The 12,756-nt window shown below is 47.3% G+C and carries 12 protein-coding genes; 1 reads left to right on the top strand and 11 read right to left on the bottom strand.

The annotated features are described in order from the left end of the window. The 11 genes from hflX to WJ238_RS08175 form a co-directional block, all read right to left on the bottom strand. Positions 1–981 (bottom strand): GTPase HflX (gene hflX, locus WJ238_RS08225; RefSeq protein WP_337606659.1); only part of this gene is annotated, 981 nt, incomplete at its 3' end. 19 nt (positions 982–1,000) lie between these two features. Next, positions 1,001–1,528: a tetratricopeptide repeat protein gene (locus WJ238_RS08220; protein ID WP_337606658.1), complete on the bottom strand. Its 528-nt coding sequence runs from the start codon at positions 1,526–1,528 to the stop codon at positions 1,001–1,003. A 35-nt stretch (positions 1,529–1,563) separates the two neighbouring features. After that, the gene (locus WJ238_RS08215; RefSeq protein ID WP_337606657.1) at positions 1,564–3,426 is read right to left on the bottom strand and encodes a heavy metal translocating P-type ATPase; all 1,863 of its coding nucleotides are present in this window, start codon (positions 3,424–3,426) and stop codon (positions 1,564–1,566) included. A gap of 33 nt (positions 3,427–3,459) precedes the next feature. Beyond that, entirely contained in the window at positions 3,460–3,819 is a 360-nt protein-coding gene (locus WJ238_RS08210; RefSeq protein WP_230105240.1) for an ArsR/SmtB family transcription factor, read from the bottom strand. Between the two features lie 134 nt (positions 3,820–3,953). Next, positions 3,954–6,233, bottom strand: coding sequence for a heavy metal translocating P-type ATPase (locus WJ238_RS08205; RefSeq protein WP_337606656.1), 2,280 nt, complete (start codon positions 6,231–6,233; stop codon positions 3,954–3,956). Between the two features lie 142 nt (positions 6,234–6,375). Then, positions 6,376–7,806, bottom strand: a complete 1,431-nt coding sequence (lpdA, locus tag WJ238_RS08200) for a dihydrolipoyl dehydrogenase (protein WP_230105238.1) — start codon at positions 7,804–7,806, stop codon at positions 6,376–6,378. A gap of 46 nt (positions 7,807–7,852) precedes the next feature. Then, the gene (gene ung, locus WJ238_RS08195) at positions 7,853–8,521 is read right to left on the bottom strand and encodes a uracil-DNA glycosylase (RefSeq protein WP_230105237.1); all 669 of its coding nucleotides are present in this window, start codon (positions 8,519–8,521) and stop codon (positions 7,853–7,855) included. 35 nt (positions 8,522–8,556) lie between these two features. After that, complete coding sequence (hisF, locus tag WJ238_RS08190; protein ID WP_230105236.1) at positions 8,557–9,318, bottom strand: imidazole glycerol phosphate synthase subunit HisF; 762 nt, start codon at positions 9,316–9,318, stop codon at positions 8,557–8,559. A 16-nt stretch (positions 9,319–9,334) separates the two neighbouring features. Next, positions 9,335–9,940, bottom strand: coding sequence for an imidazole glycerol phosphate synthase subunit HisH (gene hisH / locus WJ238_RS08185; protein ID WP_230105235.1), 606 nt, complete (start codon positions 9,938–9,940; stop codon positions 9,335–9,337). 57 nt (positions 9,941–9,997) lie between these two features. Next, a complete protein-coding gene (locus tag WJ238_RS08180) occupies positions 9,998–11,458 on the bottom strand; it encodes a sensor histidine kinase (protein WP_337606654.1) in 1,461 nt (486 codons plus the stop codon). Continuing rightward, complete coding sequence (locus tag WJ238_RS08175) at positions 11,459–12,136, bottom strand: response regulator transcription factor (RefSeq protein WP_337606652.1); 678 nt, start codon at positions 12,134–12,136, stop codon at positions 11,459–11,461. It abuts the gene before it with no gap. A gap of 192 nt (positions 12,137–12,328) precedes the next feature. Here WJ238_RS08175 and WJ238_RS08170 point away from each other — a divergent pair, with 192 nt between their 5' ends. Next, entirely contained in the window at positions 12,329–12,610 is a 282-nt protein-coding gene (locus tag WJ238_RS08170; protein ID WP_256193097.1) for a TFIIB-type zinc ribbon-containing protein, read from the top strand. The last annotated feature ends 146 nt before the right edge of the window (positions 12,611–12,756 follow it).

The following is a 12,756-nucleotide window of genomic DNA, read 5'->3' as shown; positions in this document are numbered from 1 at the left end:
ATATTCGCACCGGGCTGTATCGATTTTATTGAACGCTGTGATCACAGGCTTATCAAGCGCCTGAAGTTCCCGCAGCGTCTCATAGACAATATGCATCTGCTCATCCATCTGGGGACTGGACACATCTGCCACATGGATCAAAATATCTGCATACCTAGCTTCCTCCAAAGTACTTTTAAAAGCCTCGACCAAGTGATGGGGAAGCTTCCGTATAAATCCCACCGTATCCGTCAGGAGAATTTTCTGTCCTCCCGGCAGCTTTTTTACTCTCGTGGTCGGATCCAGCGTTGCAAATAATTTATCCTCCGCCAGGATCCCGGCATCTGTCAGATAATTAAGAAGCGTGGACTTTCCCGCATTGGTATAACCGACAATGGCAGCAACCGGAATATTTTCTCTGTTTCTGTGCTCCCTTGTCACTTCCCGATGTCTCTTGACCTCCTTAAGCTCCTGATTCAGTCTGGAAATTCTGCTCTTGATCAGCCTTCGGTCCATTTCCAGCTTTTTCTCTCCGGGTCCTCTTGTCCCGATTCCTCCTCCCAGTCTGGAAAGAGAAGTGCCAAGCCCTGTAAGGCGGGACTGCCGGTATTTCAGCTGTGCAAGCTCCACCTGGATTTTCCCTTCGCTTGTAGAAGCACGAGCCGCAAAGATGTCCAGGATCAAAAGGGTACGGTCCATGATCTTTGTGTCCAGCTCTGCCTTCAAATTGCTGATCTGCGCCGGGGACAGCTCATCATCGCATATGATCCCGTCAGCTTCTGTCTCCCACAAAAGGTCCTTAAGCTCCATAATCTTGCCTTTTCCCAGATAGGAAGTGGGATGGATCTGTTCCCTCTTCTGGATCAGGCGTCCCACGCACACCGCTCCGGCCGTCTCGGCAAGATCCTCCAGCTCATCTAAGGAAGACGATACATCGTCATAATCCGAAACACTCACCCCTACCAGGATGACTCTTTCTTTCCTTTCCTTCGTCTCAAACATGCTCTTTTCCCTTCTGCTTTTATCTTGTCTCCAGAAATTCCGCTTCTTTTGCAGCCTTTTCATCGTCAGGATAATCCTGGATATAGGACTTCAGCTTTGACTTGGCGCTCTCCATATCTCCCGACATCTCATAGGCAGCGATCTCATTCAGCCGCATCTCCTGCTTCAGTTCATCGCTTGCATCCTCTTCTTCCAGGCCCAGACGGTAGTAATTCAGCGCCTGTTTCGCCTGATCCAGTTTCATACAGCAGTTTCCCATCAGATTATAAATCTCTGCGGTCTTGTCCCCTCCGTTTTCCAGCGCACTTTCAAAGGCTGACAGCGCTCCTTCGTAATCCTCAAGCTCCCACTTTGCAATGCCAAGCCCTCTCTGTGCCTCTGCGTCTTCCTCATCCTTTTCTACAGCCTGCTCAAACAATTCCGCCGCTCCCTTGTAGTCCTGCTCTTCCAGAAGGCTTACTCCTTCCTCTACTGTTTTGTCGCCGCACCCTGTCAGCATGAATCCGGCCAGGGCCAGAGCCGCCAGTGTTCCTATATAACGTTTCATCCCAAATCTATCCTCCCGCTGTGTTCCAGGCAGTTTTACTGCCAATATTTTACCACTCCGGACGCATTGATAATAGACAGAATCATTACGCCCACATCAGTGAATACCGCTTCCCACATGGAAATATACCCAACAGCTGCCAGAACCAGCACGATAAATTTCATTACAAGCGCAAAATTGATATTCTGCCCTACCACCCGCACGGTTTCTTTCGCTATGCTTACTGCATCCACGATCTTGGGAAGCTCATCTTCCATCAAAACAATATCTGCCGCCTCGATCGCCGCGTCAGCTCCCAGAGCGCCCATAGCGATTCCCACGTCCGCTCTGGCAAGAACAGGTGCGTCATTGATACCGTCACCGACACATACAACCCGTTCCGCCTCGTACTGACACTGCATAAATTCTTCCATCTGTTCCAGTTTATCTTCCGGCATCAGTTCTGTATAAGCATAATCCATATGCAGTTCTTTTGCAACGGCGTTTCCGGCTTCCCGGCTGTCTCCGGTCAGCATAACCAATACTGCATGGTATTTTTCGCGAAGCGTCCGCATGGTCCATTTGGCATCTTCCTTGAGCCGGTCTCCTACCACAATATATCCGCCGTATTCGCTTTCTACAAGAACGTAAATTACCGTGTCCTCTGTCTCTATTTCATCCACTTCCACACCGTAAAGCCCGGCCATTCGGCTGTTGCCGATATGGATATTCTTCCCTTCATACCTGGCGCTGATGCCATATCCGGGCTGCTCTTCTACCTGGGTTACCCTGGAAGCATCATATTCTCCGCCGTAGGCGTTCATAAGAGACTGCGCAATGGGATGGTTGGAGTAATTCTCCACATGAGCCGTAATCTCCAGAAGTTCACTCTCTGTCAAAGATTCCGCATAGACTTTAAGCACTTCAAACACGCCTTCCGTCAGAGTTCCGGTCTTATCGAAAACAAAGGTGTCCGCCTTAGCCAGCATTTCAAGATAATTTCCGCCCTTTACCACAATACCCTGACGGGCCGCCGCTGCAATCCCGCCAAGAAAAGCTACCGGCACCGACAGGATCAGTCCCGCCGGACAGGCGGCGATCAGCACGATCATAGCACGGTAAATCCAGGTACTCCACTGGGCTCCGGGTAAAAACACAGGCGGAACTACCATGATCAATATGGCCGCTGCTGTTACCGCCGGCGTATAAAACTTCGTAAACCGCTGAACAAAACTCTCCGTATCAGCCTTTCTTTTCTGTGCGTTCTCGACCAGCTCCATTACTCTGGATACGGTGGAGTCTTTGTACAATTTCTTTACCTCTGCCTCTACTACACCGGTTGTATTGATGCTCCCGCTGTAGATCCTGTCTCCTACCCCCACCGTCTGGGGAACGGTCTCTCCAGTGAGCGCCTTGGTATCCATAGCTGTGATGCCGCTTGTGACCACAGCATCCACCGGAACTCTTTCTCCGGGCTTTATGACAATAACATCCCCGATCTGCAGGCTGGATGGCTCCACCTGCACTTCCTGTTCCCCTTCTTTTCGTATTGCATACATGGGGCGGATATCTATATATTTCGCTATGGTACGCTTTGTCCTGTCCACAGAAACAGCCTCCAAAGATCCTCCGACCTGGAACAACAGCATAGCTGCCACACCCTCCTCATAATGTCCTACTGCAAGAGCTCCCACAGTAGCCACGATCATCAGAAAGTGCTCATCTAAAATTTTTTTCTGCATGACATTTTCCTGAAATCCCCGGAAGGACTCAAATCCTGCCACCAAATATATAGCAAGAAAAATCCAAAACTTAACTTCATTGTCAAAGGCAGTGAGCCTGACCAGTGCCACTGCACCTGCATAAAGCGCGATTCCTGCCGCCAGAATGATCCACCTTATTTTCAGTTCTTTTGCCATCCTTTTATCCTCTTCATCCCATTTATATGAGCTCTATTCGCTAATATGCTCCATACCCTGGCTGATGATCGTCTGAATATGTCCATCCGCCAGGGAATAAAAAACGGTTTTTCCTTCTCTTCTGTTTTTTACCAGCTTCATCTGCTTCAGCACTCTGAGCTGATGGGAGATTGCCGACTGGGTCATTCCGAGTATCTCCGCCAGATCGCAGACACATACCTCTGCCTGGAGAAGAACGCACAAAATACGGATTCTCGTGGCATCTCCAAATACTTTATAAAAATCCGCCAGATCATGGATCATTCCATCTCCCGGCATCTTTTTCTTCACTTCTTCTACTGTACCTGTGTGGGTCATCACAACATCGCAGCATTCTGCTTCTGTTCTTTTCATGTTCTACCGTCCTTCCTGACTTTCCACAGCTATCATGTGAATACTGGTTCATTTGTTAATTATGCCAAAATACCCCCGATATTTCAACTATTTCGCTGAAATCCGGGGGAACTTAACAATTTTGTAATGTGTTTTTAAAATTTTCTATACAATATACGTATTGAATTAAGCACACAGAGCATCGCTACTCCAGTGTCGGCAAATACTGCCATCCACATATTGGCAGCTCCAAAAAATCCGAGAAGCATAACCAGCGCCTTGATCGCAAGGGCAAACACTACGTTCTGCATCGCAATCTTTCCGGTAACCCGAGCAATGCGGATGGAATCGGGGATTGCTTCTACGGAAGAGGTCATAAATACAACATCAGCCGCCTCAATAGCAGCGTCCGCTCCACTGCCCATGGCAGCGCCTACATCTGCTCCCGCAAGAACCGGCGCATCATTGATGCCGTCTCCGACAAACATCACCGGCCCATATTTCTTCCGGATCATCTGCAGATGTTCCAATTTCTCCTGCGGAAGCAGCTGCGCATAAATCTCCTGGAGCCCTACAGCATCTGCCACTGCCCTGGCACTGTCCCTGGCATCTCCTGTCAGCATTGCCGCCGCCAGATGTTCTTTTTTCAATGTTTCAACAGCTCTGACCGCTTCTTCCTTCAAGGCATCCGCAATCACAATATATCCGGAAAGCTCTCCGTTTACTGCAATCAAAACTTCCGTACCGTATTCTGTATATTCAAAACTCCTGGTATCAACCTGATACTTCTCCATCAGCGCCCGGTTTCCGCAAAGCACCTCCTGCTCTTCTATCACTGCACGAATGCCTTTTCCTGAAATTTCTTCCGCTTCTTTTGGCCGTACCAGGGTAAGGCCTTTTTCTCTTGCCGCTTCCACAATACTGGTTCCAATGGGATGCGTCGAACCCAGTTCACATTCAGCCGCTTTTCTTAGCAGCTCTTCCATCCCGATCCTTCCTTTTGGCACCACGCTCTGCACCTGAAACTCTCCCTTAGTGATCGTTCCCGTCTTATCCATAACAACAGCTTTCACATCTTTTAACGCCTCAATAGAAATGCCTCCCTTAAAGAGGATTCCTCTTTTAGATCCTGCTCCGATACCGGAAAAGAACGCCAGCGGAACACTCAGCACAAGGGCGCATGGGCAGCTGATAACAAGGAACGTGATAGCCGTATAAATCCAGTGGTTCCAGTCTCCAGTAATCATTGACGGGATAATCGCTGTCAAAACAGCTGCCAGAACAACGATGGGAGTGTAAACTCTCGCGAATCTGGTAATGAAGCGGTCCAGTTTTGGTTTACTTGCAGCTGCATTCTCTACCGAATCGAGAATTTTAGTGACCATAGATTCACTTAATTTTTTCTCAACTTTCATCTTCAGAACGCCCTGCTCGTTGACACATCCGGAGACAAGAGAAGATCCCGGTGACACCGCTACCGGCACCGGCTCTCCGGTTACCGGAGAGGTATCAATCCTGCTTGTTCCTTCTGCCACTGTTCCATCCAGAGGGATTCGATCTCCGGGACGGATAAGGAGAATATCTCCCACTTCCGCTGATTTTGCAGGAATCTCATAAACATTGCTGCCTTCCACCCTGTTTACAACTTCCGGCCGCATATCCACTGCTTCCATGATCTGGGACCGGCTTCTGTCAACAGCAATATCTTCAAACAGTTCTCCTATCCGGTAAAAAAGCATAACTCCCACAGCTTCTGCGAAATCGCCAATGGCAAATGCCGCCAGTGTTGCTACACTCATAAGAAAATTTTCGTCAAATACATGACCCTTCGTCAGATTTTTCAGCGCTGACCATACGATTTCCCAGCCAAGAAGTACATATGCCACTATAAATCCTATAGCGGGATACAGGGGAGTCATTCCCATATGCTCACTGATCGTTCCCGCCGCAAAAAGAATCGCACCTGCCGCAATTATCAAAATTTCCTTTTTGTTTTCTTCAAAAATACTTTTCTTCACTTTGGGAAGAGGCTTTTCCTCTTCTTTTGGTACAACAGTCACTTCACTTTCAATAGATGAGCATATCTCCTGTAATTTAGGAAGCAGTGCCTCCTGATGATTCGCCGCCACCTTAAGCTGTTTGGTAGCATAAGTAAGAACCGCCATCTCCACCTCCGGAAGCGCACAGATCTGCCGTTCCATTTTCGCTGCGCAGTTAGCGCATCCCAGCCCTTCCAGAATGTAGATTCTCTGCTCCGTCTTTTTATCTATATGGTCAAACTCATGTCCTGTGTGTATTACTTCTGTATGGTGATGATCTCCATGGTGATGATCTCCATGGTGATGGTCTCCATGAGCATGGCTGTGTCCTTCATGGCTGCATTTTCCTTCACAATGGCAGTGTTCCTGTTCTGCCTGCATTTTTTCTTCCGACATGCGAATCCCTCCTCTGACTGACTTCAAATTTATCTTTATATGAATGATTGTTCATATGTTCATGCTTTAATATAAACACATTTTTTCCCTGTTGTCAATAGAGGAATGACTTTATTTTCACACAAGAAACCGCTGCACCCGACTATCGGGTAACAGCGGCCTTTCTGCTGTCCTCCACAGCACATGAAATTGCCTCATTGAATGTAGGATGGGCACGCATTGCATACATAAGCTGGGAGCTTGTCAGACCGTTGGCAAGAGCCGTGGCAAGCTCTCCAATCATATCCGTTGCCCTGGGGCACATCATCTGCGCTCCCAAAAGCTCATCGCTGTCCGCTGCAAAGAGCACTTTGATAAATCCGCCCTCTCCGCCTGCAATAATAGACTGTCCGTTTCCATCCATGATATATTTCCCGCACCTTACCGGCACTCCCTTTCTCTTCGCTTCCTCTTCCGTCAGCCCCACAGAAGCGATTTCCGGGTCTGTATAAAGACAGCTTGGCACGATCGAAACTGAAGTAAACAAGCCACCCGGAACCATGGAAAGAATCACTGACGCTCTTTTATCATTCATTCTCTCCACTACATATGTAGCCTCTGCAGAAGCCACGTGGGCCAGCTGTATTCCTCCGGTCACATCACCTACCGCATAGACTCCCGGCATGCTGGTACGGTAAAATTCATCCACCACAACTTTCCCATTTTCCAGTTTGATAGGAACATCCGCTTCAAAAAGACCCTCTGTGGCCGGCGCGCGTCCCACAGACACAAGTACTACATCCACCGACTCTTCTTTGTTCTTTCCGTCATGCACAAATCGACATCCCAGAAGATCTCCCTTTTTTTCCACCCGCTCGAGAATGCTTTCTTTATAAATCCGGATTCCTCTTTTTGTCAAAATCTGTTCCAGCGCATCTGAAAATTCTCGGTCCATATTGGGGAGCAGCCGGTCGGAGATTTCTATTACGGTCACATTTGTACCAAGCGCCTGGAATACAGTGGCAAGTTCCAGACCGATCACGCCCCCTCCCAGGATAAGCATATTTTCGTATTTATGGGCCTTGCTGACAAGAAGTTCTTCACTTGTAACCACTCCCGGAAGCTCCATCCCCGGGATATCTGCCAGCTTCGCTTTGGCCCCGGCAGCAATGAGGATCTTATCTCCGGCAAGGAGAAGGCTGCTTCCGTCCTCCCTGGCAACCTTCACAGTTTTATTCTTTTGAAGCACGGCATTTCCATAGATCATATCAATGCCCAGGCGTTCAAAATCCTTTTCCAGTTCTGACCGCATCTGTTCCGATGCCCAATCTTTATACTCATATATTTTCTGAAGATCAAAACTGATATTTTCCGCATGAAGTCCGAACTTCTCACACTCTCTCATTTCCCGGTACAAAGTTGCGGCATGAAGAAGCGCTTTTGCCGGAATACATCCTCTGTTCATGCAGGTTCCTCCTGCAGGCCCCCTGTCGATCACGGCTGTTTTCATTCCCAGTTCTGCTGCCTTTTTAGCGGCCACATATCCTCCAGGTCCTGCCCCAATAATTACCAGATCATATCTGTTCTCTTCCATATTTCCCCCTGTCCTGCCAGATATATCACTCTCTGGCATTTCTTTATTACTCTATCTGCCAGTCAATAGGCTCCATTCCGTTCTTTTCCAGAAAGGCATTAGTCTGACTGAACGGTCTGCTTCCAAAAAATCCTCTGTATGCAGACAACGGGCTGGGATGAGGCGCTTCCAGAATCAGATGCTTCGGATTGTGGAGCATTGCCTTTTTCCTCTGTGCCGGCGCCCCCCACAAGATGAACACAATGGGTCTGTCTTCCTGATCCAACACCCGGATCGCCGCATCTGTAAATTCCTCCCAACCGATTCCCCGATGAGAATTTGCCCGATGAGCCCGTACAGTCAAAACAGTATTCAGCATCAGCACCCCCTGCCTGGCCCACTTTTCAAGACAGCCATGATCCGGAATCGTGCAGCCCAGATCATCGTGAAGCTCCTGATAAATGTTCACAAGAGAAGGGGGAATATCCACACCTTTTTTCACCGAAAAACAAAGCCCATGGGCCTGCCCCACATTATGATAGGGATCCTGTCCCAGAATAACCGCTTTCACCTCTTTAAGCGGCGTCAAATGAAACGCATTAAAAATATCGTCAGATGGGGGAAAGATCAAATGAGTTGCATACTCCTTTTTTACAGTCTCGAATAATTGCCTGTAATAGGCTTTGCCAAATTCTCCTTTTAATGCTTCCAGCCAGTCGTTTGATATTGCAGCCATCGTATCCTCCTTCTCTTTCGTCCGTTTTGATGCCTTTACAGGCGCACCGAAATCCCTTCTTTTTTCAAATATTCTTTTACTTCCCGTATCTCCAGTTCTTTATAATGGAACAGGGAAGCCGCAAGCACCGCATCCGCGCCCCCTTCCGTCAGAGCTTCTTTGAAGTGCTCCAATGTACCGGCGCCGCCGGATGCGATCACCGGAATACGCACTGCGTCCGCAATAGCTCTTGTCAGCTCCAGGTCATATCCCGCTTTCGTCCCATCACAGTCCATACTGGTAAGGAGAATTTCTCCTGCCCCCAGTTTTTCCGCTTTCAAAGCCCATTCTACAGCGTCAATCCCCACATCAATACGCCCGCCGTTCTTGTAGATATTCCAGCCGCTGCCGTCCGCTCTCTTTTTGGCATCTATAGCGACAACAACGCATTGGCTGCCGAATTTATCTGCCGCTGCCGAGATCAGTTCCGGCGTCTGGATTGCCGAAGAATTGATAGAGATCTTATCCGCTCCCTCCCGCAGGATCGCGCGGAAGTCCTCCACAGTCCGGATCCCGCCTCCTACGGTAAAGGGGATAAATACTGTTTCTGCCACTTTGCGCACCATATCCACCACAGTAGCTCTTCGGTCTGAAGACGCGGTAATGTCAAGAAATACCAGTTCATCTGCCCCTGCCTGGTCGTAAGCTTTTCCAATCTCCACCGGATCCCCTGCGTCCTTCAGATCCACAAAATTCACACCTTTGACTACCCGCCCGCCATGAACATCCAGACAGGGAATGATTCGTTTTGTATGCATGCTTCTCTCCTCCGTTTTATAACTCTACAAAATTCTTCAAAATGGCAAGTCCTGTGCTGCTGCTTTTTTCCGGATGGAACTGACAGGCAAACACATTATTTTTTTCCACAGAAGCATGAATCCTGATACCGTAATCCGTTACTGCCGTTACGATCTCTTCTTCTGCCGCCTGCAGATAATAAGAATGGACAAAATAGACATAAGGATCCTCCGGAAGGCCTCGAAAAAGTCTGCCGTTTCCCTGGAGCTTCAGAGTATTCCATCCCATATGGGGAATCTTCAGCCCTTCCGTTTCCGGAATCTTCAGTATCCGCCCCTTCAGTATGCCAAGTCCCTGAACGCCGGGGCTTTCCTCGCTGCTCTCAAAAAGCAGCTGAAGTCCCAGGCAAATGCCGAGAAACGGAGTTCCGTTTTCTGCAACTTGACGGATCACTTTCTCCAGGCCATACTGACGTATTTTATCCATGGCATCACCGAAAGATCCTACGCCCGGCAAAATGACCTTATCTGCTCCCAGAATCTGCTCCTTCTTCCTCGTAACTATCGCTTCCTGTCCAAGGAAGTTCAGCGCTTTTTCCACACTTCTGATATTCCCCGCATCATAATCAATTATCGCTATCATTCTCTTTCCTGTCCTTTCTATTTCCGGCGCTGTATAAGCATGCTATGACTGCACCGGTTATTTTCTGTCCAGCTCAAACCAAAACTCCACGCCATTATCATAATTATTGACTCCGTATTCCTGATGAAAGGAATCCATGATCGCTTTTACAATAGAAAGCCCTATACCATTTCCGCCATATTCTCTTGTATGAGCCTTGTCCACTTTATAAAATTTCTCCCATATATGGGGAAGATCATCTTCCGGAATCGGAATGCCTGTATTGAATACCGTTACTTTTGCCTTCTCATCATGACAGAGAATTTTTATATCAATCACCTTATCCCCATCCAGGTGGTTGAGCGCATTATTGACGTAATTACGAAGCACCTGCTCCGCCTTAAATTCATCCGCCCATACATAGACCGGCTCCTTGGTTCTGAACTGGATCTTCGCATCCTTTTGCTGGATCAGTATTTCCATACTTTGCAGCACGCCTTTAATAAGCTCTGTCAGATCAAATCTCTCAAACTGGATATCCTGATCTCCAAACTCCAGCTGATTCAATGTCATGAGATTTTTTACCATCTGATTCATTTTGTCTGCTTCGTCTATGATTACATCACAATAAAACTGCATGCTCTCCGGATCATCACTGACCCCTTCCTTCAGCCCTTCCGCATATCCTTGTATAAGGGCAATCGGGGTTTTAAGCTCATGGGAAACATTTCCCATGAAATCTGTTCTCATTTTCTCCAGCTTTTCCTTTTTTTCGATATCCTGCTGCAGACGGTAATTGGCGCTTTTCAATTCAGAAACCGCCTCTTCCAGCTTCTGTGACATCACATTAAAATTCTCTCCCAGAACACCGATCTCATTTTTACCGCCGCTTGTATATTTGGCATCAAAATCAAGGTCCGCCATCCTGACCGACAGTGCGGTAAGTTCCATCAAGGGCTCTGTCAGCCTTCTCGAAAAGTACCACACAAATAGAATGCCTGCCACAATCACGCTTGTCCCCACTAAAAGAAGAAAACGGTCAAAGAGCATAATGCTTTCCCTAATACTTTCAATAGGGCTCCGGATGAAAATATTATATCCGTTTCCCATTTCTCCCCAGAGAGCCAGGTACTCTGAACCGCTGTCCACATCATTGAATCGTATGATCTGATAAGAGTCCGTCTTCTCCAGCATCTGGCTTCCCGGCTGATTCAGAAGAACTCCTGTCAGCTGCTGCAGCAGTTTTTCTGTATCCCTGACATTGGAATAGCCCTGACGCTCCGCAAAATTATATACCATATAGGAAAAATTATATCGTTCCGCTGTATAGGCCAATGTGTTCCTGACAGAATCATTCTGGATATTCCCATCGTCCATAACTTTTCCGATATCATCGTACATTTTAACAAAGCTTTCTTTTTTGTTTTCTACATAATAGGGCTGCAGGAAAAAAGCATTGATAATAAAAAGACCGATTATCATACAGACAATAAGGCCCACAAAAATCCCTATCATCTGCTTGCGAATTGAATATTTCATCTAGTCCACCTCGAATTTATATCCCATGCCCCACACAGTCTTAATATAATCTACTTTGTCTCCCAGCTTGCTTCTAAGCTTCTTTACATGAGTATCTATGGTTCTGGCATCTCCAAAATAATCGTAATCCCAAACATTGTTCAAAATCTTTTCTCTGGAAAGAGCCACTCCTTTATTCTCCATGAAATAGGCAAGAAGCTCAAATTCCTTATAGCTTAAGTCCACATTCTCTCCATCTATGGTGACAATATGGGCTGTCTTATCAACCCGGATCCCGCCTGCTTCCAATGCATCTTCCTCTGCCGCGCTGCAGGTACGTCTAAGAATTGCTTCTACACGGGCAACCAGGATCTTCGGGCTGAAAGGTTTTGATATATACTCGTCTACTCCCAGATCAAAGCCCTGGAGTTCATCTCTTTCTTCAGAACGTGCCGTGAGCATAATGATCGGTACTTTAGAAGACTGCCGTATCTCTCTGCACACCTGCCAGCCATCCATCTTCGGCATCATAACATCCAAAATAATAAGACAGACATCCTTATTTTCATAAAATATATCCATAGCCTCTATACCGTCGCCTGCCTCCAGGACCTTATATCCTTCCCGCTCAAGGAAATCCCGGACAAGCTTGCGCATACGGCTTTCATCATCCACTACTAAAACTTTTATCTGATCCACAAAAGCCACCTCCTCTGTTATTATCTATTATCTGCAATATTTCAGGTAATTGCAACCGGATTTCTCTATTCACCGTATAGAAATCCAAAAGAGCCCACTTACCTTCAAGTACAGTATACCAGTAATTTATGTTTCTTTTGTGAAAATCTTTCCAACTTGTGCTATACTGTTTTCCGTGAGGAGGTTTTGAAAATGAATTGTCCAAAATGTGGAAATCCCTTAAGGATGAGCAAAAAGTCTCCAGGCTATGCTCTTTGCGATACATGCCGTAAAAAGTTCCGCCTGCCGGACTCTGCTCCTAAGCAGGAAAAAAACGAAGAGGAGGAAGAGCATTATCCCAAATATGCCAATATCCCTCCAAAACATGTCCGGGAAAAACGAGAACGGGAAATGCGCCGGGCGTACGACGAACTCCTGGCAATCGGTGAGGAAGAACGGCGGTCACGCTTTTCTTTTTTCAGGAAGAAAAAATAGATTTTCTCCCTTTTCCAATCCGTCCAGACGTGTTATAATATTCCTGCTGTTATGCCAGAGAATGCATTCCCTGACCTGACAGCATGAACGAGGAGACGTACCGAAGTGGCCGTAACGGGGCTGACTCGAAATCAGTTTATCGGTTT

The organism is Claveliimonas sp., from assembly GCF_037273965.1.
Lineage (GTDB): Bacteria > Bacillota > Clostridia > Lachnospirales > Lachnospiraceae > Claveliimonas > Claveliimonas bilis.
Note: the sequence above shows the minus strand (reverse complement) of the source record. Positions and strands in the feature narration are given on the sequence as shown.

Excerpts from the sequence above, each read along its gene's own strand:
- WJ238_RS08220 (WP_337606658.1), bottom strand. The coding sequence starts at position 1,528 with ATGAAACGTTATATAGGAACACTGGCGGCTCTGGCCCTGGCCGGATTC.
- WJ238_RS08215 (WP_337606657.1), bottom strand. The coding sequence starts at position 3,426 with ATGGCAAAAGAACTGAAAATAAGGTGGATCATTCTGGCGGCAGGAATC.
- WJ238_RS08210 (WP_230105240.1), bottom strand. The coding sequence starts at position 3,819 with ATGAAAAGAACAGAAGCAGAATGCTGCGATGTTGTGATGACCCACACA.
- WJ238_RS08205 (WP_337606656.1), bottom strand. The coding sequence starts at position 6,233 with ATGTCGGAAGAAAAAATGCAGGCAGAACAGGAACACTGCCATTGTGAA.
- lpdA (WP_230105238.1), bottom strand. The coding sequence starts at position 7,806 with ATGGAAGAGAACAGATATGATCTGGTAATTATTGGGGCAGGACCTGGA.
- ung (WP_230105237.1), bottom strand. The coding sequence starts at position 8,521 with ATGGCTGCAATATCAAACGACTGGCTGGAAGCATTAAAAGGAGAATTT.
- hisF (WP_230105236.1), bottom strand. The coding sequence starts at position 9,318 with ATGCATACAAAACGAATCATTCCCTGTCTGGATGTTCATGGCGGGCGG.
- hisH (WP_230105235.1), bottom strand. The coding sequence starts at position 9,940 with ATGATAGCGATAATTGATTATGATGCGGGGAATATCAGAAGTGTGGAA.
- WJ238_RS08180 (WP_337606654.1), bottom strand. The coding sequence starts at position 11,458 with ATGAAATATTCAATTCGCAAGCAGATGATAGGGATTTTTGTGGGCCTT.
- WJ238_RS08170 (WP_256193097.1), top strand. The coding sequence starts at position 12,329 with ATGAATTGTCCAAAATGTGGAAATCCCTTAAGGATGAGCAAAAAGTCT.